The 22,116-nt window shown below is 64.7% G+C and carries 20 protein-coding genes, 1 tRNA gene and 1 pseudogene; 6 read left to right on the top strand and 16 right to left on the bottom strand.

Annotation, left to right across the window (positions count from 1 at the left end):
- The first annotated feature begins 174 nt into the window (after window positions 1-174).
- Together DAD99_RS00255 and DAD99_RS21435 are read left to right on the top strand one after the other, a co-directional pair.
- On the top strand, window positions 175-795 hold the full coding sequence (locus DAD99_RS00255) for a helix-turn-helix domain-containing protein (RefSeq protein WP_193339865.1): 621 nt from the start codon (window positions 175-177) through the stop codon (window positions 793-795).
- On the top strand, window positions 792-1,358 hold the full coding sequence (locus tag DAD99_RS21435) for a DUF6036 family nucleotidyltransferase (protein WP_227007451.1): 567 nt from the start codon (window positions 792-794) through the stop codon (window positions 1,356-1,358). The genes DAD99_RS00255 and DAD99_RS21435 overlap by 4 nt, the downstream gene beginning before the upstream one ends.
- 48 nt (window positions 1,359-1,406) lie before the next feature.
- On the opposite strand, the gene DAD99_RS00265 is transcribed toward DAD99_RS21435, so the two are convergent.
- From DAD99_RS00265 to DAD99_RS00275, 3 genes and pseudogenes are all read right to left on the bottom strand, one after another.
- Window positions 1,407-1,712: a helix-turn-helix transcriptional regulator gene (locus DAD99_RS00265; RefSeq protein WP_309233161.1), complete on the bottom strand. Its 306-nt coding sequence runs from the start codon at window positions 1,710-1,712 to the stop codon at window positions 1,407-1,409.
- A pseudogene (locus DAD99_RS00270) lies at window positions 1,712-1,945 on the bottom strand (type II toxin-antitoxin system RelE/ParE family toxin); the annotation flags it as partial. The gene DAD99_RS00265 and the pseudogene DAD99_RS00270, both read right to left, overlap by 1 nt.
- A gap of 213 nt (window positions 1,946-2,158) precedes the next feature.
- Window positions 2,159-2,314 (bottom strand): hypothetical protein, encoded by a 156-nt coding sequence (locus DAD99_RS00275; RefSeq protein WP_193339867.1) that lies wholly within the window; start codon window positions 2,312-2,314, stop codon window positions 2,159-2,161.
- A 327-nt stretch (window positions 2,315-2,641) separates the two neighbouring features.
- Between DAD99_RS00275 and DAD99_RS00280 the strand changes: the two genes are divergently transcribed.
- Both DAD99_RS00280 and DAD99_RS00285 read left to right on the top strand, forming a co-directional pair.
- Entirely contained in the window at window positions 2,642-3,064 is a 423-nt protein-coding gene (locus DAD99_RS00280; RefSeq protein ID WP_309233162.1) for a DUF309 domain-containing protein, read from the top strand.
- Window positions 3,065-3,138: 74 nt separating this feature from the next.
- Window positions 3,139-3,957 carry a DUF1206 domain-containing protein gene (locus DAD99_RS00285; protein WP_193339868.1) on the top strand — a complete coding sequence of 273 codons (819 nt, stop codon included), beginning with the start codon at window positions 3,139-3,141 and terminating at the stop codon, window positions 3,955-3,957.
- Window positions 3,958-4,299: 342 nt separating this feature from the next.
- Here DAD99_RS00285 and DAD99_RS00290 read toward each other — a convergent pair whose 3' ends face one another.
- Together DAD99_RS00290 and DAD99_RS00295 are read right to left on the bottom strand one after the other, a co-directional pair.
- Window positions 4,300-4,452 (bottom strand): hypothetical protein, encoded by a 153-nt coding sequence (locus DAD99_RS00290; RefSeq protein WP_193339879.1) that lies wholly within the window; start codon window positions 4,450-4,452, stop codon window positions 4,300-4,302.
- Window positions 4,453-4,753: 301 nt separating this feature from the next.
- Window positions 4,754-4,835, bottom strand: a tRNA-Leu gene (locus tag DAD99_RS00295).
- Window positions 4,836-5,039: 204 nt separating this feature from the next.
- Between DAD99_RS00295 and DAD99_RS00300 the strand changes: the two genes are divergently transcribed.
- Complete coding sequence (locus DAD99_RS00300; RefSeq protein ID WP_056345656.1) at window positions 5,040-5,645, top strand: ANTAR domain-containing response regulator; 606 nt, start codon at window positions 5,040-5,042, stop codon at window positions 5,643-5,645.
- A 62-nt stretch (window positions 5,646-5,707) separates the two neighbouring features.
- On the opposite strand, the gene pyk is transcribed toward DAD99_RS00300, so the two are convergent.
- The 11 genes from pyk to hisI all read right to left on the bottom strand — a co-directional run bounded on the left by pyk (window position 5,708) and on the right by hisI (window position 20,998).
- A complete protein-coding gene (pyk, locus tag DAD99_RS00305) occupies window positions 5,708-7,192 on the bottom strand; it encodes a pyruvate kinase (protein ID WP_185263328.1) in 1,485 nt (494 codons plus the stop codon).
- Between the two features lie 71 nt (window positions 7,193-7,263).
- A complete protein-coding gene (locus tag DAD99_RS00310; RefSeq protein WP_193339869.1) occupies window positions 7,264-8,721 on the bottom strand; it encodes a glutamate synthase subunit beta in 1,458 nt (485 codons plus the stop codon).
- Entirely contained in the window at window positions 8,714-13,327 is a 4,614-nt protein-coding gene (gltB, locus tag DAD99_RS00315; RefSeq protein WP_193339870.1) for a glutamate synthase large subunit, read from the bottom strand. Before gltB ends, DAD99_RS00310 begins: the two co-directional genes overlap by 8 nt.
- Before the next feature lie 263 nt (window positions 13,328-13,590).
- The gene (gene lgt, locus DAD99_RS00320) at window positions 13,591-14,745 is read right to left on the bottom strand and encodes a prolipoprotein diacylglyceryl transferase (RefSeq protein WP_193339871.1); all 1,155 of its coding nucleotides are present in this window, start codon (window positions 14,743-14,745) and stop codon (window positions 13,591-13,593) included.
- A 5-nt stretch (window positions 14,746-14,750) separates the two neighbouring features.
- A complete protein-coding gene (gene trpA, locus DAD99_RS00325; RefSeq protein ID WP_185263324.1) occupies window positions 14,751-15,557 on the bottom strand; it encodes a tryptophan synthase subunit alpha in 807 nt (268 codons plus the stop codon).
- The gene (gene trpB, locus DAD99_RS00330) at window positions 15,557-16,963 is read right to left on the bottom strand and encodes a tryptophan synthase subunit beta (protein ID WP_227007452.1); all 1,407 of its coding nucleotides are present in this window, start codon (window positions 16,961-16,963) and stop codon (window positions 15,557-15,559) included. Before trpB ends, trpA begins: the two co-directional genes overlap by 1 nt.
- 75 nt (window positions 16,964-17,038) lie before the next feature.
- A complete protein-coding gene (gene trpC, locus DAD99_RS00335; protein WP_193339872.1) occupies window positions 17,039-17,860 on the bottom strand; it encodes an indole-3-glycerol phosphate synthase TrpC in 822 nt (273 codons plus the stop codon).
- The gene (locus DAD99_RS00340; protein WP_056345635.1) at window positions 17,860-18,147 is read right to left on the bottom strand and encodes an HGxxPAAW family protein; all 288 of its coding nucleotides are present in this window, start codon (window positions 18,145-18,147) and stop codon (window positions 17,860-17,862) included. The genes trpC and DAD99_RS00340 overlap by 1 nt, the downstream gene beginning before the upstream one ends.
- 117 nt (window positions 18,148-18,264) lie before the next feature.
- Window positions 18,265-18,867 carry a Trp biosynthesis-associated membrane protein gene (locus tag DAD99_RS00345; protein ID WP_193339873.1) on the bottom strand — a complete coding sequence of 201 codons (603 nt, stop codon included), beginning with the start codon at window positions 18,865-18,867 and terminating at the stop codon, window positions 18,265-18,267.
- Window positions 18,864-20,468 (bottom strand): anthranilate synthase component I, encoded by a 1,605-nt coding sequence (locus DAD99_RS00350; protein WP_193339874.1) that lies wholly within the window; start codon window positions 20,466-20,468, stop codon window positions 18,864-18,866. The genes DAD99_RS00345 and DAD99_RS00350 overlap by 4 nt, the downstream gene beginning before the upstream one ends.
- A gap of 122 nt (window positions 20,469-20,590) precedes the next feature.
- Complete coding sequence (gene hisI, locus DAD99_RS00355) at window positions 20,591-20,998, bottom strand: phosphoribosyl-AMP cyclohydrolase (protein WP_193339875.1); 408 nt, start codon at window positions 20,996-20,998, stop codon at window positions 20,591-20,593.
- A 136-nt stretch (window positions 20,999-21,134) separates the two neighbouring features.
- On the opposite strand from hisI, the gene DAD99_RS00360 reads away from it, so the two are divergent.
- Complete coding sequence (locus DAD99_RS00360) at window positions 21,135-21,779, top strand: TIGR03085 family metal-binding protein (protein ID WP_185263719.1); 645 nt, start codon at window positions 21,135-21,137, stop codon at window positions 21,777-21,779.
- The last annotated feature ends 337 nt before the right edge of the window (window positions 21,780-22,116 follow it).

Raw genomic sequence — 22,116 nt, forward strand, 5'->3', positions numbered from 1 at the left:
GCTGGGTAACTACAACTGCGCACTGCTCCCACTCAGTATCGCAGTTAGGACGCAGGACAGCATCTGGAAGGGCTCAGATCCGTCTGCGCTGGCAGACAGCAAACCGCCGGACATCTCTCGAGACAATGCACTTGTAACCATTCGGTGACATAATGAACCGGTAGGAGGGATGCCATGCCACTGGGAACCACAATTGAATCCCCCGCCGCTGCGGGCGCCATCATCCGCGCTCGCCGCACAGCCCGCGGGCTGTCCCAGCAAACCCTCTCCGACAGGGCCGGGGTGTCACGGAAGTTCCTCATCGATCTCGAAGCCGGCCACGACCGCGCCGAACTCGGCAAAACCCTAGCCGTCATGACCGCCCTTGGCCTGTCCCTGGCAGCCACAGATCCCCTTCCTCACGGCAGCGACTTCGACCCGGCACGGCGCGACTACGCCGCCACCTTCTCGCGCCTCATCGCCGAACGGGACTTTGAGTTCGCCATCAAAATGCTCGCCGACTACGCCACCGCATCCCTCACCGCCGGCACCCCGCTGCTCCAGCACAGCCCCCGCCTCAAAGACCCGCACTGGTCAGCAGCCCTCGCCGGAATCACCAACTACACCGCACACCGCCTCGGCCAACCCGCGCCATCTTGGACACGCCGGATCAAGCCCCTCGACGCGGCATGGATGCCTGCAGAGTCCTACCGCACCATCCGAACAACCATGAAGGAACTCACCCGCACCGAGACCCCGCCGGAACTCGCCGCTTTGAACGTCTTCATCCGCGAACGCAGCCTGGCCACCGCATGACCGGCGGAGAACTCACCGCCGCACAAATCCGCGCACTACTCCGTGAACTCGGCCGACGCCTGCAGGCCGCCGGCGCCCACGGCGACGTCAAACTCGTCGGCGGTGCCGCCCTCATCCTCCAAGGCATCGGCAACCGCCCCACAGCCGACATCGACGCCAGCTACACCGACCCACACACCATCCATACCGTCGTCGCCGACATGGCCGCCGACCACGACCTCGCCCCCGACTGGCTCAACACCAACGCCGCAGCCTTCGTCCCCGAGAACGCCACCTGGGTCAACCTTGAACAGTTCGACGGACTCACCATCCAGGCCGCAGACACCGAAACGCTCCTGGCCATGAAAATAGCCGCCGAACGCGACAAGGACACCCTCGACATCGCCCGGCTCCTGCGCCGACTCAACATCACCAACGCCACCGACGCCGTCGACCTCGCCTACGACAAATACGGCGAACACTCCATCCCACTCGCCGCAGGCCGGGACAACTACCTCATCGTCGTCGACGACGCCCTCGACGCAGCCACCACACTCGAATCCCAGCCCGAACCCAACGAATAGCCCGTTCTTAGAGACTGTCTGCCGCGGCGGACCTGCCGAGTCGCTATATCAGGCGATCTGGATTCGTTCGTCGCCTAGTTCAACCTCGACACGAAGCCGGCCACCCAGTGCCTCGAAGTATTTTCGCAAGGTGTCTACCTGAGCACGATCAATGTCACCGTGCTCGATGCGGGACACCCTGTTCTGGCTGACATGCAAACGCCCAGCCAGCTTGACCTGCGTCAACTCCGAGGCCTCGCGGAGCTCCCGAAGCCGGTAGGCCCGGACCTCATCGACCATGCGCTTCTTGTGGGCATCCACAGCTGCCCGGTCAACCGGACGCTTCGCCAGTAGTTCCTCCATGGACTTCGCCACTATGCCCCTCCTTTCAGAATCCTCAGATGATCATCGAACAGGTCATCAGCAACCGGAATGTTCGTCTTGTACGACTTGCTCCAGTTGCCCGCCTTGTCCCCCGCGACAAGCAGGATCGCCCGCCGCTCCGGATCAAAGGCAAACAGGATTCGCAGATCCGACCGCCCGCTCGATCCCGGCCGCAGCTCCTTCATGTTCTTATGCCGTGAACGAACCACAGTGTCGACCAATGGACGACCAAGCGACGCTGGCGCGGGGCGTCAAACACCCGGCAGACTTCCTGACTCACTCGGCTGGGCCACCGCCTTCGCTCACTCCAACCCAAATGCGCAAACCGGGAATATGGGTCCGTCGGATGCATTTGGAGCCACCCTCCCCAGGCGGCGGCCTCAACCGAAGCGTAGCTGCGGACGACCTGTCGTCGTGCGGCTTGATTCTTGTTGGGTTCAAGCGATTAGGGCATGCAGATCGACGGCGAAGAAAGCCACGAGCGGCCAGAGAATTATGGCAGCCAGACCTTCCAAAACATTGCCCGGGATGTTCCAGGCCACGAGGTAGCCGTGAGTTCCAGCAACCAGCAGTCCGATGACCAGATAGATCACCCCGATAAGACCTATTCCGCGTCCGCCCAATCTGCGTCTGCCAAATCCGCGCATCATCGCTTCTCTCCCAGTGTGGGGTGGGAGCTAAAGTATATTCCGCGCAGTCGGCTTTGGGTATGGACCGTGGCGACACCTCGCGTCCGGTGGATGAACACGCCGACGAGACCACGCAGCGGACCTTAGTGCGGTGACGAATGTTCGAAGGACCGGGGTCTTAGGATTGGGCGGATGAAGGTTAGTAAGGTCCACGGACGCTCCGAGTGGAAACTGCAATGACCGGCGACAGGGATCGGGACGCTTCAAGGCGCCCGCGGCAGGCCCGGCCACGTGACGCTCTTGGACGGCCGCTGCCGTACGGAAGCGCTGGCGTTCGAACCGGTCTCGGAGGAGCCGCTGCCGCCGGCGCAGACTTTGGTATCGGCCCGGCGTCTGGTGGAAGCTGGCCGGCCCTTCGCCGCCCATGAGGTACTCGAGGCCCGCTGGAAAGCCGGACCGGCCGAAGAACGCAACCTTTGGCAAGGACTCGCCCAAATCTGCGTTGGGCTCACCCACGCCGCCCGGGGTAACAGTGTTGGCGGGCTCCGGCTTTTAGAGCGCGATGCGGCCGGACTCGAGGAGTACGGTTCCGGCGACGGGCCGGCCTACCGGCTCGACTTGTCCGCCGTTGTGAATTGCACGCGCGATCGCATGCGGCCCCTGAGCCGGCTCCGGGTCAGTTCGTCTTCGCCGGCTCAGACCGGGCCTGTTTGAGCGCGGGTTCCCGTGGGAAAATAGGCGTGTAGTACACCACCGCATTTGCTCGCGCTGGCACTGAGGATCGGAAAATGAAGAAAGAGCTGAAGGACGCCGCGGACGCGGTGGAGGACGCATCGAATTCCAGGGCTCTCGTGATCGCCGCCAGGGCAGGTTTTGCCGTCAGCGGCGTGTTGCACGTTCTGACCGGGTCCGTCGCAATCCAGTTGGCCTCCGGCAAGGCTGGAGAGGCGGACCAGGGCGGGGCCGTCGCCCAGCTCGCCGGCCAGCCAGGCGGACTGCTGCTGCTGTGGACCGGATTCGCTGCCTGTGTGGCGCTGGCGCTCTGGCAAACCGGTAACGCCGTGTTCGCCTACGGTCAGCTGGAAGCCAAGAAGAAGGTGGGGAACAAACTTTCCGCCTCAGGCAAGGCGGTGGTGTTCGCCGTCATCGCGCTGACGTTCGCTGCCTCGGCAAGCGGAAACAGCAAGAACAGCGGACAATCCACCAGCGATTTCACGGTCTCAATCATGAAAGCACCCGGGGGTGCGTTCCTGCTGATCGCCACCGGGGCCGCGGTCGCCGTCGTCGGCATTGTATTCGTGGTCCTCGGATGCAAGGCATCGTTCAGGAAGGATCTGCGGCTGCCGTCCTCGGGCACCGGCCGGTCCGTTGTGACGGGGCTGGGCGTGGTCGGCTACGTAGCAGAGGGCATCGCACTGTTTCTGGTGGGACTGCTGGTCATCATTGCCACAGTTAACGCCCACCCTCAGGAGTCCACCGGCTTGGACGGCGGATTGAAGGCCTTGCGCGAGCAGCCGTACGGAGTTTATATGCTGACCGCCGTCGGCGCCGGTCTGATCTGTTATGGCCTTTACCTGATGGTGAAGGCCAAAGTCGCGCGGATGTAAGCCTCCCGCCGACGCGGCCGGCTCCTGCTCCACTGACCTGAGGGAACGGCCGAATCGCCCGGGAGCCGCCAGGAGCGCGTCGACAGGCGAAGGGGCAGCGCAGCGGGAAGGTCAGCAGACCTCACCGGTGCCGATCTGCACGAAGCGGACGTGAGCCCTGCCGATCTTTCGGAAGCCTCTGTTCACACGCGGATCCAGATCAATGCGGCCGCAGACGATTGCAGGACAGAACGACCCGCAGCACGCAGACTCCTGCCGACCGTGCTCAGGTCCTCCTGCGCCCCATGAAGAAGCCGACGGCAGCGAGGATCAACAGCACCACGCCAACCCAGATCAGGAAGTTCAAAAATGAACCAGTCCGCCTCCTAAGAGGAACAGCACCGCAAGGACCGTTACGAGGATCAGAAGGATGTTCATGACCGTTACCCGCCTTTCCTGGAAACGTTCAAGCTCATCGCGCCGGCGGTCGAGATCTTCGGGAACGCGCAGATTCACATCCACACCCACGGTACCAAAGCGGTACCAAGGCTCACCCAAACACCTCCCGATGCACAACGGAAACGAATGACGTCATGGAGGCGTTCAAGTTGCGTTGGCTCGTGAACTTGCTGCTTGAGTCACGTCATGTCGCTTGGACCCGAGAATGCCATGGAGAAGGAACAAGCCAAGACCTCGTCCGTAAGGAAGGGGCGCGGCCACAGCAACGGCCCCAACAAACAAGGCCCCCGAAGGGGCCCGTAAGTAAACAGCTTGTGCACACTCAGAGGCCCACCGGCCCTGACCTGCGGTAACACTGTGCCCGAGGTGGGACTCGAACCCACACACCTTTCGATACCGCATTTTGAGTGCGGCGCGTCTGCCAATTCCGCCACTCGGGCGCGGAATACGTTGTGCAAACCGGTACGCCCACAGCTGATTGTGAGCAACGCGATCGCTTCACGTACGCGGAATTACTCTACATGCAGATAGGCTGAATTCCAGAATCGCGCCGCTGACGCCGCAATAGACCATGCAGATCAAAGTACGGCCGAGGGCGCATCTAAGATGGTGATGTCCTCGCCGTACATTTCCAAGGAGATCCCGTGACTGAACAAACGGAGTCAAAACCCACGTCCCAGCCGGCGCGCCGCGTCATTGTGGCCGAGGATGAAACCCTCATTCGACTCGACATCATCGAGATCCTGCGCGGCGAAGGCTATGACGTGGTGGGCGAAGCCGACAACGGCGAGAAGGCCGTGCAGCTGGCCGAGGAACTCAAGCCGGATCTCGTTCTGATGGACGTCAAGATGCCCATCATGGATGGCATCACCGCGGCGGAGAAGATCGTCAAGGCCCGTATCGCCCCCGTAGTGCTGTTGACTGCTTTCAGCCAGAAGGAACTCGTGGAGCGCGCCCGTGACGCTGGCGCGATGGCCTACGTGGTCAAGCCCTTCACCCCGGCAGACCTCATCCCTGCCCTGGAAATCGCGCTCTCCCGCCACGAGGAAATCAAGGCCCTCGAAAGCGAAGTGTCAGACCTGCAGGAGCAGTTCGCCACCCGCAAGCTCGTCGAGCGCGCCAAGAGCCTGCTGACCACCAAGATGGGCCTGACGGAGCCGGAAGCGTTCCGCTGGATCCAGAAAACCTCCATGGACCGCCGCCTCAGCATGCGCGAGGTTGCCGAAACCATCATCAACCAGGTCAACTAAGCCACTAGCTCTTAAAAGGAAGGACCCCTGCCAGCCGGCAGGGGTCCTTCCTTTTTAGGCTGCTATGCCGTCGGCCAGGGCCCGAGCTTCTCCCTGGGAGCACCTTCGCTGGCGTCGCCCAGGCTGCCGGCGTCTGCAAAGTCGCCCACCCTGTGCGCCTTCAGCGAGTTGGTGGAACCGGCCTTTCCGGGAGGGGACCCGGCGGCAATGATCACCAGGTCACCGTCCTCGACGAGCTTCATTTCGAGCAGGCTGCGGTCAACCTGCGCGGTCATCTCGTCGGTGTGGCCCACCATGGGGACCAGCACCGGCTGGATGCCCCAGGTCAGTGCCAGCTGGTTCCACACGTGCTCCACCGGGGTGAAAGCGAACACCGGCCGGATGGGACGCAGGCGTGAGAGGCGGCGTGCGGAATCACCGGACTGGGTGAAAGTACAGATGTACTTTGCTTCCAGCTGGTCGGCGATTTCGACGGCGGCCCGCGTGATGGCACCACCACGGGTCTTTGGCTTGGTGCCCAGCGGCGGAACGCGTTCCAGGCCGTGGACCTCGGTGGATTCAATGATCCTGGCCATGACCTTGACGGTTTCGATCGGGTACTTGCCCACGCTGGTCTCGCCGGACAGCATGACGGCGTCTGCACCGTCGAGCACGGCGTTGGCGCAGTCCGAAGCTTCTGCGCGGGTGGGGCGCGGGTTGTCGATCATCGATTCGAGGACCTGCGTGGCCACGATGACCGGCTTCGCCCAGCGGCGGGCCAGTTCGATGGCGCGCTTCTGCACGATCGGCACTTCCTCCAGCGGAAGTTCCACACCGAGGTCGCCACGGGCCACCATTATGGCGTCAAAGGCGTCGATGATCTCGTGGAGCTGCTCCACTGCCTGCGGCTTTTCGATCTTGGCGATGACCGGCACACGTCGGCCCTCTTCGTCCATGATCTCGTGCACGCGGACGATGTCCGAGGCGTCACGGACGAACGACAAGGCAATCAGGTCAACGCCGCGGCGCATGGCCCAGCGGAGATCGTCCTCGTCCTTTTCGCTCAGTGCCGGCACGTTGACCGCAACGCCGGGAAGGTTGATGCCCTTGTTGTTGGACACCATTCCACCGACGGTTACGACGGTGACAACCTTCACGGCGTCGACCTCGGTCGCCCGCAGGGCCACCTTGCCGTCGTCGATCAGCAGTGCATCCCCCACGTTGACGTCCTCGGTGAGGCTCTTCAGCGTGGTGGAGCAGATGTCCTTGGTGCCCGGCACGTCTTCGGTGGTGATGGTGAAGATGTCACCCTCCGCCAGTGCGTGGGGGCCGTCTACAAAGCGCCCAAGACGGATCTTCGGGCCTTGGAGGTCAGCCATGATTGCCACAGGCTTGCTCAGCTGGGCTGCTGCCTTGCGGACATTCTCGTAGGTGTTGTCGTGCACGGCGTAGTCGCCGTGACTCATGTTCATCCGAGCAACATCCACACCGGCTTCCAACACCGCGAGCGTGTTCTCAAAGCTGGCAATTGCCGGGCCAAAAGTGGCCACAATCTTAGCGCGTCTCATATACCTACCCTAGTAGTGTCCTGCATTGGTTAAGTTGTTGTGGAGGTTAATCCCCGGCGAACTGACGGGTATCAGAGAACCGTGATGGCCCGGTCCGTCGGAGCCACCGGCGCCGGCAGGATGGTGCTGCCCATGAGGAAATTGTCCACGGCGGCGGCACAGGCCCGGCCTTCGGCGATGGCCCACACAATGAGCGACTGCCCGCGGCCGGCGTCACCGGCCACGAAGATGCCTTCCGTGTTGGTCATGTAGTACCCGTCGCGGGTCACGTTGCCGCGCCCGTCGAACTCGGCGCTGACCTGCTCGGTGATGCCCGCAGGCTCCGCTCCGGTGAAGCCCAGCGACAGGAAGACCAGGTCCGCCGGGATGATCCGTTCGGTGCCGGCTTTGGGGAGCCGCTTGCCGTCAACGAATTCCGTTTCGGCAACCTTGACGCCGGTGAGCTTGCCGTTCTCTCCGACAAACTCCACGGTGGAGGCGAGGTACGTACGTTCGCCGCCTTCCTCGTGGGCGCTGGCCATTTCGAACAGGGTGGGGAACGTGGGCCAGGGCTGGTGCCCGGCACGTTCCGCCGGTGGCTGCTTGCCGATGGCCAGGGTGGTCACCGATGCGGCTCCATGCCGATGCGCAGTACCGAGGCAGTCAGCACCGGTATCGCCGCCGCCCAGGATCACCACGTGCTTCCCCTTCGCGTGGATCTGGTTCTCTACCGTCTCCCCCGCGACAACACGGTTGGCCGGCACCAGGTAATCCATGGCGAAGTGCACGCCCTCAAAGTCGCGGCCCGGGATGGGCAGGTCCCGCGGGACGGTAGCGCCAGTGGCAACCACAACGGCGTCGTAGCGGCGTCGCAGCTGCTCCCACGTCACGTCGGTGCCTACAGCGACGCCGGTGCGGAAGCGGGTGCCTTCGGCCTTCATCTGCTCAACGCGGCGGTCCACCTGCTCCTTCTCCATCTTGAAGTCGGGGATGCCGTAGCGGAGGAGGCCGCCGATCTTGTCGTCACGCTCGTACACCGCAACGGTGTGGCCCACCCGGGTCAGCTGCTGCGCCACGGCCAGACCGGCAGGGCCGGAGCCGACGACGGCAACGGTCTTTCCGGTCAGGCGCGTCGGAGGCAGCGGGTTGACCCAGCCGTTTTCGAACGCTTCGTCGATGATGGAGACTTCAACCTGCTTGATGGTGACCGCAGGCTGGTTGATTCCCAGCACGCAGGACGCCTCACAGGGTGCCGGGCAAAGCCGGCCGGTCCACTCCGGGAAGTTGTTGGTGGCATGCAGCCGCTCAATCGCTTCCTCGCCTTTGTCCCGCCAGGTGAGGTCGTTCCACTCCGGGATGAGGTTGCCCAGCGGGCAGCCCTGGTGGCAGAACGGCACGCCGCAGTCCATACAGCGGCCGGCCTGGGCCTTCAGGACACCCTTTTCCTGGGCCTCGTAGACTTCCTTCCAGTCCATGATGCGGACCGGAACGGGACGGCGCGGCTGGGTTTCACGCTGGCGTACTTTAAGAAATCCGCGTGGATCAGCCACCGGTTACCTCCAGGATTCGAGCCCATACTTCTTCGCCGTCGGGGTCAAGGCCCTCTTCGATGGCGTCCAGTCGGGTTTGCAGGACTGCCGCGTAATCGCGCGGCAGCACTTTGGTTATGCGGGCAGCGGTGTCGTCGAAGTTCTCCAACAACCGGGCAGCATGCAGCGATTCCGTTTCCTCGACATGCTTCACCAGCAGGCCGTGGACAATGTCCCGGTCTTCGGCGTCGAGTTCAACGAGCTGGAGTTCGCCGGACTGCAGGGCGTCCTTGTTGACCTGAGTGGTCTGCAGGTCCAGCACATAGGCGGTGCCGCCGGACATGCCGGCGCCGAAGTTGCGGCCGGTGCGGCCGATGATCAGCGTCTGCCCGCCGGTCATGTACTCGCAGCCGTGGTCGCCGATGCCTTCAACAACTGCGGTGGCTCCGGAGTTGCGGACCAGGAAGCGTTCGCCCACCTGGCCGCGCAGGAACATCTCGCCGCTGGTGGCGCCGTAGCCGATCACGTTGCCGGCAATGACGTTGCTTTCGGCCTTGAACACGTTGGTGCGGTCCGGCCGGACGATGATCCGTCCGCCGGAAAGGCCCTTGCCCACGTAGTCGTTTGAGTCACCGAAGAGGCGCAGCGTGATGCCAGCGGGCAGGAAGGCGCCCAGCGACTGTCCCGCGGTACCGGTCAGGGTGATGTCGATGGTGTCCGTCGCCAGCACGTCCGTGCTGAACGTCTTCGTCACCGTGTGGCCCAGCATGGTGCCCACCGAGCGGTCCGTGTTGATCACGTCCACCGCGATCTTCACCGGGGTGCGGTCGGTCAGCGCCTCCGTGGCCATGGTGATGAGCCGCTGGTCAAAGTGCTTGTCCAGCTCGTGGTTCTGCGAGGTCATGTTCCGCAGCGGAGCGTCATCGTCGAACTCGAGCCCGTGCAGGATGGGGTCCAGGTCCAGGCCGTCGGCCTTCCAGTGGTTGATCGCTTCGCGGGCATCCAGCACCTCGGCGTGGCCGATCGCCTCCTCGATGCTCCGGAAGCCGAGTTCCGCCAGGATCTCGCGGACTTCCTCGGCCAGGAATTCGAAGAAGTTGACCACAAATTCGGGCTTGCCGGTGAAGCGGGCCCGCAGTTCGGGGTTCTGCGTTGCGACGCCCACCGGGCAGGTGTCCAGGTGGCAGACGCGCATCATGATGCAGCCTTCCACCACCAGCGGGGCGGTGGCGAAACCAAACTCCTCGCCGCCGAGCAGCGCGGCGATCACAACGTCACGGCCGGTCTTGAGCTGGCCGTCCACCTGGACCACCACACGGTCACGCAGGCCGTTAAGCATCAGCGTCTGCTGCGTCTCTGCGAGACCCAGCTCCCACGGCACACCCGCATGCTTGAGCGAGTTCAGCGGGGACGCGCCGGTTCCGCCGTCGTGGCCGGAAACGAGTACGACGTCGGCCTTCGCCTTCGTGACACCCGACGCCACAGTGCCGATCCCCACTTCGGAGACGAGCTTGACGTGCACACGGGCCGAGGGGTTGGCGCGCTTCGCATCGTAGATGAGCTGCGCGAGGTCCTCGATGGAGTAGATGTCGTGGTGCGGCGGCGGCGAAATCAGGCCGACGCCGGGCGTCGAGTGGCGCGTCCGGGCGACCCAGGGGTACACCTTCTGCGCCATCAGCTGGCCGCCCTCGCCGGGCTTGGCACCCTGGGCCATCTTGATCTGGATGTCATCAGCGTTCGTCAGGTACAGGCTGGTGACGCCGAACCGGCCCGACGCGATCTGCTTGACGGCAGAGCGGCGCTTCGGGTCGAGCAAGCGGTCCACGTCCTCGCCGCCTTCGCCGGTGTTGGACTTCCCGCCCAACTGGTTCATGGCGATCGCGAGGGTCTCGTGGGCTTCCTTGGAGATGGACCCGTAGCTCATGGCGCCGGTGGAGAAGCGCTTCACAACGCTGGAGACGGGCTCCACTTCCTCCAACGGGACAGCAGGACGGTCGTTCTTGAACTTGAGAAGACCGCGCAGGGTCATCAGGTTCTCGGACTGGTCATCCACGCCCTTGGTGTAGGACTTGAAAATGTCGTAGCGGCGCTCCCGCGTGGCATGCTGCAGCCGGAAGACAGTCTCCGGGTTGAACAGGTGCGGCTCACCGTCGCGGCGCCACTGGTATTCGCCGCCGCCCAGGAGCGGGCGGTGCGGCATTTCGATGCCACCTTCGGGGTAGGCCATCTGGTGCCGCGCCGAAACCTCTGCGGCGATGACATCCAGGCCCACGCCGCCCAGTTGGGAATGCGTGCCGGCGAAGAACTCGTCCACCAGTTCCTGCCCGAGGCCCAGGGCCTCGAACGTCTGCGCGCCGGTGTAGGACGCAACCGTGGAGATGCCCATCTTGGACATGATCTTCAGGACGCCCTTACCGAGGCCCTTGATCAGGTTGTAGACGCCGTCCTGCGGCGTGACCCCAACAACGTCACCGGAGGTGATGAGCTGCTCCACTGACTCCATGGCCAGGTACGGGTTCACGGCAGAGGCGCCGTAGCCGATCAGGACAGCCACGTGGTGCGTCTCGCGGACGTCGCCGGCCTCGACCACCAGTGCGGTCTTCGTGCGGTTGGCGCTGCGCAGCAGGTGGTGGTGCACGGCGCTGACCAGCAGCAGCGAAGGAATCGGGGCCCACTGCGCGTTCGAGTCACGGTCGGACAGCACAACGTACTGCACGCCGCGGTTGATCGCGCCGGACACCTGCTCGCAGATCTCGGTGAGCCGGGCACGCAGCGCGTTCTCGCCGCCTTCGGGGCGGTAAAGGCCGCGGACCTTCATGGCTACCCGGTCGCCGTCGGGCGTTTCGATGTTGGCGATCTTGGCGAGCTGGTCGTTGTTGATCACCGGGAACGGCAGCATCACCTGCGGCTGGCGGACCTGCTTGGTGTCCAGCAGGTTGCCGTTCGGGCCAATCGCGCACGTCAGAGACGTGACCAGCTCTTCCCGGATGGCGTCCAGCGGCGGGTTGGTGACCTGCGCGAAGGACTGCACAAAGTAGTCGAACAGCAGCCGGGGACGCTTGGAGAGCACTGCAATCGGGGTGTCCGAACCCATGGCACCCAGCGGCTCGGCGCCGGTGCGGGCCATCGGGCCGAGCAGGATCTTAAGCTCTTCGGTGGTGTACCCGAAGGTCCGCTGGCGGATGTTGACGGACGCGGCGGTGTGGACCACGTGCTCGCGCTCGGGGAGGTCCTTGAGGTCAATCAGGTTGTCCTTGACCCACTCGGACCACGGGTTCGCGGCAGCAACGTCGGCCTTGACCTCTTCGTCGTCGATGATGCGGCCGGCGTCGGTGTCCACCAGGAACATCTTGCCCGGGGAAACCCGCCCCTTTTTGACCACCTTGGAAGGTTCGACGTCGATCACGCCCACCTCGGAGGCGAAGATGATCAGCCCGTCTTCGGTGATCCAGTAACGTCCGGGGCGCAGGCCGTTGCGGTCCAAGGTGGCGCCGACAAGGTTGCCATCGGTGAAGGAGACAGCCGCGGGGCCGTCCCACGGCTCCATCAGCAGGGAGTGGTATTCGTAAAACGCACGCCGTGCCGGATCCATGGTGGCGTGGTTTTCCCAGGCCTCGGGGATCATCATCATGATCGAGTGCGTGATGGGGCGGCCGGAGAGCCAGAGCAGCTCGGCGACCTCGTCGAAGGACGCGGAGTCTGACGCACCAGGGGTGCAGATGGGGTACAGCTCTTCCGGTGACTCCCCGAGCAGCGGGTTCGCGAGCTGCGACTGGCGCGCGCGCATCCAGTTGCGGTTGCCCTTGACGGTGTTGATTTCACCGTTGTGTGCGATCGTCCGGAACGGCTGGGCCAGCGGCCACGAAGGGAAGGTGTTGGTGGAGAAGCGCGAGTGGACGATCGCCAGCTTGGTCTTGAAACGCTTGTCCGAAAGATCAGGGTAGAACGGCTCCAGCTGCGCCGTGGTGAGCATGCCCTTGTAGACAATGGTGCGCGAGGACAGCGACGGGAAGTACACGCCGAACTTGTTCTGGGCACGCTTGCGGATCCGCCAGGCACGGGAGTCCAGCTCATTGCGGTCCAGTTCCTCGCCGGTTGCCGAGGCAAGGAAAGGCTGTGAGAAGTAGGGCATGCAGGCGCGCGCCATGTCGCCGACGAGGTCCGCGACGATGGGCACTTCGCGCCAGCCGAGCACTCTCAGGCCTTCATCGGCGGCGAGGCCTTCAATACCGGCCTTGGCGGCGTCGGCTTCGCGTTGCTCGGCAGGGAGGAACGCGGTACCCGCAACGAACTGGCCCGGTGCGGGGAGTTCAAATTCTGTGACGGCGCGGAAGAACTCGTCCGGGATCTGCATCAGCAGACCGGCGCCGTCACCGGTTCCCTCGTCGGCACCCACAGCTCCACGGTGCTCCAGGTTGCGGAGCGCAGTCAGGGCGGCGTCCACAATGTCGTAGCCGGGCTCGCCGCGGAGCGTGGCGATGATCGCCAGGCCGCATGCGTCTTTTTCGTTCTCCGGGTTGTATAGACCCCGGGCCTCGGGCAGCGCGGCAAAGCGCTTGAACGGGGACATGGCAGCCTCAGGCTGGTCCGGTTCGGACCAACTGGGAGTGTGAAGAGTTTGGCTCATGGGAGACGTCCTTCCTCCTGATCGTGCGTATGGAAGGGACACCGTTGGCCCCACTCGTCAGCGCCTCTGTGATGGGCACAACAAAGTGTTATTTACAGGAAATTGTAGGCCAGACCGGCCTGCTGACTGAACAGTTACGCAGGTCCCTGACCCGGGCTTGACCGGCCAGCTGCTGTCTGCCGACCGGATGGGCCCTATTGCCACGACGCTGTGGTGTGTGGGCGCTCCGAGTGTTGACTCTGCTACCCTGCCGTGCTGGCGTACTACTTGCTCGTGCCAGCCTCCGGCGCGGATTCCGTTGCCTTGTGGCCGGAAGTTCCGGTTACCGGCGATTCCGGAATTGGCTTGTCGGCGTCCCGGAATGCCGGTTCCTCTTCCGTTGGGGCGGAAGGGATCCGGGCACCATTTTGGTTATCTGGGAGATTATCACGCGATTCACTATCTGAGACAGAAGAGTCCGCATCGCGGACCGGTGCCTTGACTGCTCCCGAGGCGTCCATGGCATCGTCTGCTGCCGGTTCACGGCCCGCCAGGAACGGTGTGTCCGGTTCCGGGCGGCCTTTCAATCCCAGGAGGACGAACACGATAAGTGCTGCCACAAAGACAAAAATGCTGGTCCAGACGTTGAGCCTTGTGGTGATGCCGAAGAGGTTGATCTGTTCGGCATCGTCGATCCGCATCGCTTCGATCCAGACCCGGCCCAGTGTGTAGTACATGGCGTAGATCCAGAAGAGCCGGGCACGGCGGAAGTTGAATCGGCGGTCCAGTGCCAGCAGGATGAGAACACCGGCGATGTTCCAGAGCGACTCGTAGAGGAAGGTGGGGTGGAAAAGTGTATCCGCCGGCATACCGGCGGGGAAGTTGGCGTTGTCCGCATCAATCTGCAGGCCCCACGGCAGGGTGGTGGGCCCGCCGAAGAGTTCCTGGTTGAAGTAGTTTCCCCATCGGCCAATGGCCTGGGCCAGCAGCAGTCCGGGCGCCGCGGCGTCCAGGAAGGCGGTGAGTTTCACGCTGGATCGGCGGCAGCCGATCCAGGCGCCCAGGACGCCCAGCACCACGGCACCCCAGATTCCGAGGCCGCCGCGCTGGATCTGCGGGATGAGCCCCAGGTCCCCGGTCCCGTCGAAGCCGGGCCCGAAGTAGGCGTCCGGCGAAGAAACCACGTGATAGAGCCGGCCGCCGATGATGCCAAAAGGAATAGCCCAGATGACGATGTCCCAGACGCTGCCTTCAGGCGCACCGCGGCGGGCCCACCTGACGGACGTGAGCCACAGGCCGGCGATGATCCCGGCGAGGATGCACAGGGCATAAGCGTGGATCCGCAGAGACCCCCACGGCAGCGGGATGTCGAAGCCGGACCAGTCCGGGCTGGGGATGCTGGCCGGCACCAGGGCGGCGGCCTGAAGGAGGATCTGCATGGTGGTTAGGCTTCTTCCCTGGCGAGTCCGGCGCTCAGGTCCCGGGTGAGGTCCGCGACGGCGGCTACTCCCCCGTCGCGGATGGCAGCAACGAGCGCGGTGCCCACGATGACACCGTCCGCGTACGCTGCGATCTCGCGGACGTGGCTGGCGTTGGAGACACCGAGTCCCACGCACACGCGTTCGGCACCGGCGGCATGCGTGTCGGCGACGAGCTTCTCTGCGCTGCTGCTGACGGCCTGGCGGGTACCCGTCACGCCCATGATGGAGACCGCGTACACAAAGCCCCTGCTTGCCTTGACCGTCATGGCCAGGCGTTCGGGGGTGGAGGACGGCGCCACGAGGAACACGCGGTCCAGTCCGTACTTGTCCGACGCAGCGAACCATTCCGATGCTTCGTCCGGGATGAGGTCGGGCGTGATGAGCCCTGCTCCCCCGGCCTCGGCCAGCCGGCGGGAGAACTCGTCCACACCCAGCCGGACCACGGGGTTCCAGTAGGTCATCACCAGCACGGCGACGTCTGTGGCTGCCGTGATGCCGGCGACCACGTCAAAGACGCTTTCGACCCGGAATCCGTTGGCTATCGCCTCGGTGGTGGCGGCCTGGATGACCGGGCCGTCCATGACCGGATCCGAGTAGGGAATACCGATTTCGATCAGGTCGGCACCGTTTTTCGCCATGGCAATGCCGGCGTCGATGGTGGCCTGGACGTCCGGGTACCCGGCAGGAAGATAGCAGACGAGCGCTGAGCGTCCGGCGTCCCGTGCTCGGTCGATGGCAGCGGCGGACTTGCTGGCCGTCTGTTCAGTCATCAGTTCTTGTCCTCGTTGTTGTCCGCGGCGCTGCCGGCAGGAGCGGCTGTGGTGGGCACGGCTTCAGTCTCTGCCCGGTCGGCAGGGCCCTTGGGCTTACGGGTGGACAGGTTGGTGCCCTTAACCTTGCCCTCCTCATCGAGCATGTCAAACCATTCAGCGGCGGTCTCAACGTCCTTGTCTCCGCGGCCGGAAAGGTTCACGATAATCACCGTTTCGGACGGGTTGGCAGTGCCTTCGGTGAGGCGCTTGCCAACCTTGATGGCACCCGCGAGGGCGTGTGAGGACTCGATGGCGGGAATGATTCCCTCCGTCCGGCACAGCAGCTTGAACGCATCCATTGCTTCGCTGTCGGTGATGGGCTCATAGCTGACGCGTCCAATATCGGCCAGATAGGCGTGCTCCGGGCCAACACCCGGGTAGTCCAGGCCTGCCGAAATCGAGTGCGACTCGATGGTCTGGCCGTCGTCGTCCTGCATGAGGTAGGAGCGTGCGCCGTGCAGGACGCCGGGCTTGCCAAGGGTGATCGTGGCTGCGTGCCGGCCGGTGTCCACGCCGTCGCCGCCGGCTTCAAAGCCGTAGATCTTCACGGACGGATCATCCAGGAATCCGTGGAAGATGCCGATTGCGTTGGAACCGCCGCCGATGCAGGCGCAGACGGCGTCGGGCAGTTTGCCGGTCTGCTCCAGGATCTGGGCGCGGGCTTCCTCGCCGATGACCTCGTGGAAGAAACGGACCATGGCCGGGAACGGGTGCGCCCCGGCGGCGGTGCCCAGCAGGTAGTGCGTGTTGTCCACGTTGCTGACCCAGTCCCGGAGGGCATCGTTGATGGCGTCCTTGAGGGTCTGCGAACCGTTCACCACCGGCACCACGGTGGCGCCCAGCAGCTGCATTCGGGCGACATTCAGCGCCTGCCGGCGGCAGTCTTCGGCGCCCATGTACACAACGCATTCCAGGCCAAGGAGCGCGGCGGCGGTGGCGCTGGCAACACCGTGCTGCCCGGCACCGGTCTCGGCGATGACGCGGGTCTTGCCCATGCGCTTGGCGAGCAGGGCCTGGCCCAGGACGTTGTTGATCTTGTGGGATCCGGTGTGGTTGAGATCTTCCCGCTTGAGGAAGATCCGTGCGCCGCCGGCGTGCTCGGAAAACCGCTTGGCTTCGGTCAGCAGCGAGGGGCGGCCGGAGTAGTTCTTGTTCAGGTCGGCGAGCTGGGCCAGGAAGTCGGGATCTGCCTTGGCCTTTTCAAAGGTGTCTTCGAGCTCGTCCAGTGCGGCGATGAGCGATTCCGGCATCCAGCGCCCGCCGTAGCCGCCGAAGTATGGCCCGGGGGCGTGCTTCAGCGAGCCGCCCTGCAGGAAAGCGTCCGCAGCGTTGTTGTCAGCGTTTTCTGAGGGTGCGTCAACCATCAGTCTCACCGTCCTGTTCCAGTTGATCGTTCGGAAGTGTTGTGCCGCCGGCGCCAGGGCCGGCGGGTGCCCGGACTAGGCCCGGGCGGCGATGGCGGCAGCGCCGGCTGCCGAGAATTCGGCGATCCGGTCCCGCGGCGTTGCGTCGCTGACCAGGGCCTCGCCCACCAGGATGGCGTTGGCACCGTTGGCGGCGTAGTGCGTCACGTCGTCCACGCCGCGAACACCGGATTCGGCGATGACCAGCGCTTCGGCCGGAATCAGTCCGGCGAGGGAGGCGAAAACTGAACGGTCGACGTCGAGCGTCTTCAGGTTGCGCACGTTGACGCCGATGATGCGCGCCTCAGCCGCCACTGCGCGTTCGATTTCCTCTTCCGTGTGCGTCTCCACGAGCACGTTCATGCCGAGTTCGCGGCTGAGAGCGCTGAAGTCCCGGAGCTCGCTGTCGGAGAGCGACGCCACGATGAGCAGGATCAGGTCCGCGCCGTGGGCGCGGGCCTCCCAAATCTGGTACTCGTCGAGCGTGAAGTCCTTGCGAAGCAATGGAATGTCCACGCGGGCACGCACGGCGTCCAGGTCCGCAAGGGAGCCGTTGAACCGCCGCTTTTCGGTGAGGACGCTGATCACGGCCGCGCCGCCGTCGGCATACTGCTCTGCCAGCGACGCCGGATCCACAATTGTGGCGAGGTCACCCTTGGACGGGCTGCGTCGCTTGATTTCCGCGATGACCTTTAGCTGGTCCCGCTGCACGGCCGTGCCGCCGAGGGCCGCCCAGGCGTCCCGGGCGGGTGCCGCGGCCGCAGCCACGTCCATCAGTTCCGCCAGCGGAACGAGACGCTTCCTGGCCTCCATATCCTCCCTGACACCGGCATTGATGTCATCGAGAACAGTCGCCATCAGTGGCCGGAGCTCTTCAGCTTGCTGCCTTCGACACCGTAGCCGGCCTTGCGCATGATGTAGCCAAGGATGAGGCCGAGGACCATCACGGCCGCGCCCGCGATGAAGATGGGGGTGTTGGCAATGACAAAGGCGATGGACGCAATGAGGGCGCCTACCAGCATAACGATCACGCAGGTCCAGGCCGCGGGGCTGTTGCCGTGGCCAAGTTCCTGGCTGTGGTCCACGACGCCGGGGGCAACGGTCCGGGTGCCTGATTTCGATACGGAAGCGGGTGCTTTGCTCATGTGAATCTCCTCGGGATGAATACTGCTTACATTCTGCCATTTTTTGGCCGCGACCTGCCCATCGGCAGACCGGGCTCAGGTTTTAGCGGGCTGCACGGCTTTAGCTGCGAGCGGGGTTCAGGTGGGGTCGTCGCCGCGCGAGAGCCGGTCCCAGCTGTCGATCTCGTCCACAGGACCGGTGGCGGCCGCCGCGCTGCCGGCGGGCGCCCCATAGGTGGCCGCGTCATATTTGGTCCGCGACTTCCAGTGCCGGCCAGCGGGGATGATCAGCAGGGCGGCCAGCGCCAGCAGGGCACCGGCGACGACGGCGAGGACAGGGAAGGCGGTAACAGCCACGTCCGCGTGGCCGCCCGTGACCCCGGTGGCAGCGGCGATCGAACCCTGCGCGGCGCCCAGCGGATCAGCCAGCACGGTGGCGGCCGCGGCGATGATGCCTACGGAGGCCAATATGATGAGGACGGTGATGACCCACCGCGCGAATCTTCCGGCGATGGATGCCGCCAGTCCTCCTGCCAGGGCAACGACGGCCAGCGCTGTCACCGCAGTGGCGGCTTTGCTGCCCTGGACCGGAAGGGTGTTCTGGTCCCCCGCGGCCTGGCCCATCTGGTTGGCGTCCAGGCTGACAGTGATCCAGGTCTGGGTGGTGGCTCCGAACACGGCCAGGGCAAGGACGGCAATCAGCAGTACCAGCGTGGATTTCCTGGCCCAGGCCGGCGTCATTCGCCGGCCAGGCTTTCACCGGAGGGGGTGCCGGCGTCGCTGGTCTGAGAGGTGCCGGGGAGCGATTCCGCCGCAATGTTGTGCAACGATCCGGCGGTATGCACGGCCCGGAGTGGAGCGGCCGCCTTGTTCACGGTCTCCAGCGCTTCTGTGGGGTTCACCGAGTCCGCCACGATGCCTCCGCCGGCCTGGACATAGGCGCGTCCTTCGCGGAGAAGGGCCGAGCGGATAGCAATGGCCATATCCATGTCGCCGGCGAAGTCGAGGTAGCCCACCACCCCGCCGTAGATGCCGCGCCGGTGCGGTTCAAGCTCGTCCAGCAGGCGCAGTGCCCGGGGCTTCGGGGCACCGGACAGGGTGCCCGCGGGGAAGGTCGCTTTCAGGACGTCGTAGGCGTTGGCGGCCGGGGACAGCTTGCCCACCACGGTGGAGACCAGGTGCATGATGTGGCTGAAGCGCTCCACCTCCATAAACTGGGTGACGTCCACGGTTCCCGCGACGCAGACCTTGGACAGATCGTTGCGGGACAGGTCCACGAGCATCAGGTGTTCGGCGCGTTCCTTCTGGTCGGCGAGCAGTTCCTCGGCGAGGGCTTTGTCTCCCTCCACGGTTTTGCCGCGGGGCCGTGAACCGGCGATCGGGTGGGTGATGACTTCCTCGCCGGTCACCGTCACCAGAGCCTCGGGCGAGGACCCCACTATCGAGTACTCCCGCCCGTCGGCGTCCTCGAGGCTGAAGATGTACATGTACGGACTGGGGTTGGTGTTCCGCAGGACCCGGTACACGTCAAGCGGGGAGGCCCCGCACTCCATCTCGAAGCGGCGTGAAATCACCACCTGGAACACTTCGCCGTCCACAATGGCTTCCTTGCCGCGGTCAAGGGCGGCCAGGTAGGAGGGTTCGTCCCACCGTTCTTCGACGCTGGCGGCGAAATCCAGGGCGGCGGGTTCCAGTACGGAGACCGGCTGGGCCACGGGCGTGCTGATTCGCGTGAGGAGGGCCTTGACCCGTGCTACGGCGTCTGCCCAGGCCTCGTCCACACGGTCGGAGCTGCCATCGAAGTTGATGGCGTTGGCGATCAGCAGCACGGTGCCGTCATGGTTGTCGTGCACTGCCATGTCGGTGACCAGGTTCAGCGCCATCTCGGGCAGGTGGAGGTCATCCTCCGGCGGGCTGGTCAGCCGTTCCCAGTGGCGGACAGTCTCCCAGCCCAGGAAGCCGACGAGTCCGGAGGTGAAGGGCGGCAGGCCGTCAAACCTGCTGGTCCGCAATGCTTCGATGGTGTCGCGGATGGCGTCCACGGGGTTGCCGTCCAGGGGGACGCCCGCAGGTGGCTGGCCCAGCCAGTGCGCCTGGCCGTTCCTGGTGGTCAGGGTTGCCCGGGACTTCGCGCCGATGAAGGAATACCGCGACCACGTGCCACCCACCGCCGCGGACTCCATCAGGAACGTGCCGGGCTGGCCTTGGGCCAGCTTCCGGTAGAGGCCGATAGGGGTTTCCGCGTCCGCCAGCACTTTGAGCGTGACGGGGATGACCCGGCTGCTGCCGGCGAGTTCGCGGAACTCCTCGAGGCCCGGGCTGATGATTCCAAGGTCCTGCATGGCTATGCTTCGCCGCCTGTTCTTGTGTCGCCTCGTGACTGCCGCCGGGTGTGGAACGGCGCGAGTTTCTGCTGCCAAAAAGTGTGTGTCCGCGGGGCGGTTATGTGCCCATGGGCCATGGATCAGAGTGCCTCGCCGGTCTGGACGTCCAGGTCCCTGCCGTCGAAGCAGGTCCGGGTGCCGGTGTGGCATGCCGCGCCGACCTGGTCTACGCGGATCAGGAGGGCATCGCCGTCGCAGTCCACAGCAACGGATTTGACCCACTGGACGTGGCCGGAGGTGTCGCCCTTGCGCCAATACTCCTGGCGGGAGCGGGAATAGAACGTAACCCGGCCGCTGGTCATGGTGCGGTGCACTGCTTCGTCGTCCATCCAGCCCAGCATCAGCACTTCGTTCGTATCGAACTGCTGTACGACGGCGGCCACGAGCCCGGCGCCGTCACGCTTCAATGCGTCCGCGACTGCGGGCGGAAGCGGGCTTGTGGCGGGGGCCGGGACAATGACGGGGGCGAAGGCGGGCTGCTCAGACATCAGACCAAGTCTAGTGCCTGATCAGCGGCCTCTGAGTATGCACAAGCGGGCATATAACCAGTGTATTAACAAGGGCACCCCCCGGCTGGCGGTTCTGCTGCCCAACTTCGCTGCTCTCGTGCTAGTTTCACAAGTGATGCATTTCGTCGAACCATCCCGAGAAGTCCTGGCCGAAACCCTGCTGGCGGCCGGTCCTGATGCCCCTACCCTCTGCCGAGGCTGGCGCACCAGGGACCTTGCCGCGCACCTTTACCTGCGCGAACGCAAGGCGGCCGTGGGGCTGGGCCTCATCATCAAGAGCCTGTCCAAGGCTTCTGACAAGGCCACCGCCAGGCTCGCGGCGAAGCTGAAAACGTCTGACGACTACACCGGCCTGGTGAATACCTTCCGCGGCGGCCCGCCGGCGCTCTCCCCCATGAACATCAAGGCATTGGACGAGAGCTCCAACCTGATCGAATATTTCGTCCACACCGAGGACATCCGCCGGGCCGTGGACCGCTGGGCGCCGCGCGCCCTCGACGAGGCCTATTCGGACGCCCTCTGGGACGAGCTGATCAAACGGGCAGCCATTCTTTACCGCGGCGTCGACCTGGGAATTGTGCTGGTGCGCCCATCCGGGCCGCGGCACGTCGCCAAGCGGGCACCCGTTTCGGTGGCGATCGTTGGTGAGCCTGGCGAACTGCTGATGCACGCCCACGGACGGACCCGCCACGCTTTGGTCACCTTCGAAGGCCAGCCAGACGCCGTCGCCCTGCTGCAGTCAGCAGAAGTCGGCCTCTAACTAAAGCAACGCGGGGTCACTTAGCGCCCATCCCGGAAGGGCAAAGTCATATGGTCGTAGCAACGCTCTGATTGATGGAGCGTTTCATGGTCAAGTCATTTCCTCCGAATACCCGCACCGTGTTCGTTGACATGGTGTGTGGCGGGATGTCGATTCTCGCTGCCGCCCGGCGTGTCGGAACCCGACATGGGACCGGGCGGAGGTGGTGGGCCCAGTCTGGCCAGATGATGACCATGAACATGGGCGCTGTTGGGGGCCTTTCGGATCCGGCGCCTTCGGCGGAGGGCCCGGGCGGCCGGGTGTTGAACCTGGCGGAGCGGGGAATGATCCAGATGGG

It is taken from the genome of Pseudarthrobacter sp. AB1 (assembly GCF_014926485.1).
In the GTDB taxonomy this organism is placed as follows: domain Bacteria; phylum Actinomycetota; class Actinomycetes; order Actinomycetales; family Micrococcaceae; genus Arthrobacter.

Excerpts from the sequence above, each read along its gene's own strand:
- trpB (WP_227007452.1), bottom strand. The coding sequence starts at position 16,963 with ATGGTTGACGCACCCTCAGAAAACGCTGACAACAACGCTGCGGACGCT.
- trpA (WP_185263324.1), bottom strand. The coding sequence starts at position 15,557 with ATGACTGAACAGACGGCCAGCAAGTCCGCCGCTGCCATCGACCGAGCA.
- gltB (WP_193339870.1), bottom strand. The coding sequence starts at position 13,327 with ATGAGCCAAACTCTTCACACTCCCAGTTGGTCCGAACCGGACCAGCCT.
- DAD99_RS00360 (WP_185263719.1), top strand. The coding sequence starts at position 21,135 with ATGCATTTCGTCGAACCATCCCGAGAAGTCCTGGCCGAAACCCTGCTG.
- DAD99_RS21435 (WP_227007451.1), top strand. The coding sequence starts at position 792 with ATGACCGGCGGAGAACTCACCGCCGCACAAATCCGCGCACTACTCCGT.
- DAD99_RS00255 (WP_193339865.1), top strand. The coding sequence starts at position 175 with ATGCCACTGGGAACCACAATTGAATCCCCCGCCGCTGCGGGCGCCATC.
- hisI (WP_193339875.1), bottom strand. The coding sequence starts at position 20,998 with ATGTCTGAGCAGCCCGCCTTCGCCCCCGTCATTGTCCCGGCCCCCGCC.
- pyk (WP_185263328.1), bottom strand. The coding sequence starts at position 7,192 with ATGAGACGCGCTAAGATTGTGGCCACTTTTGGCCCGGCAATTGCCAGC.
- DAD99_RS00350 (WP_193339874.1), bottom strand. The coding sequence starts at position 20,468 with ATGCAGGACCTTGGAATCATCAGCCCGGGCCTCGAGGAGTTCCGCGAA.
- trpC (WP_193339872.1), bottom strand. The coding sequence starts at position 17,860 with ATGGCGACTGTTCTCGATGACATCAATGCCGGTGTCAGGGAGGATATG.
- lgt (WP_193339871.1), bottom strand. The coding sequence starts at position 14,745 with ATGCAGATCCTCCTTCAGGCCGCCGCCCTGGTGCCGGCCAGCATCCCC.
- DAD99_RS00345 (WP_193339873.1), bottom strand. The coding sequence starts at position 18,867 with ATGACGCCGGCCTGGGCCAGGAAATCCACGCTGGTACTGCTGATTGCC.
- DAD99_RS00340 (WP_056345635.1), bottom strand. The coding sequence starts at position 18,147 with ATGAGCAAAGCACCCGCTTCCGTATCGAAATCAGGCACCCGGACCGTT.
- DAD99_RS00285 (WP_193339868.1), top strand. The coding sequence starts at position 3,139 with ATGAAGAAAGAGCTGAAGGACGCCGCGGACGCGGTGGAGGACGCATCG.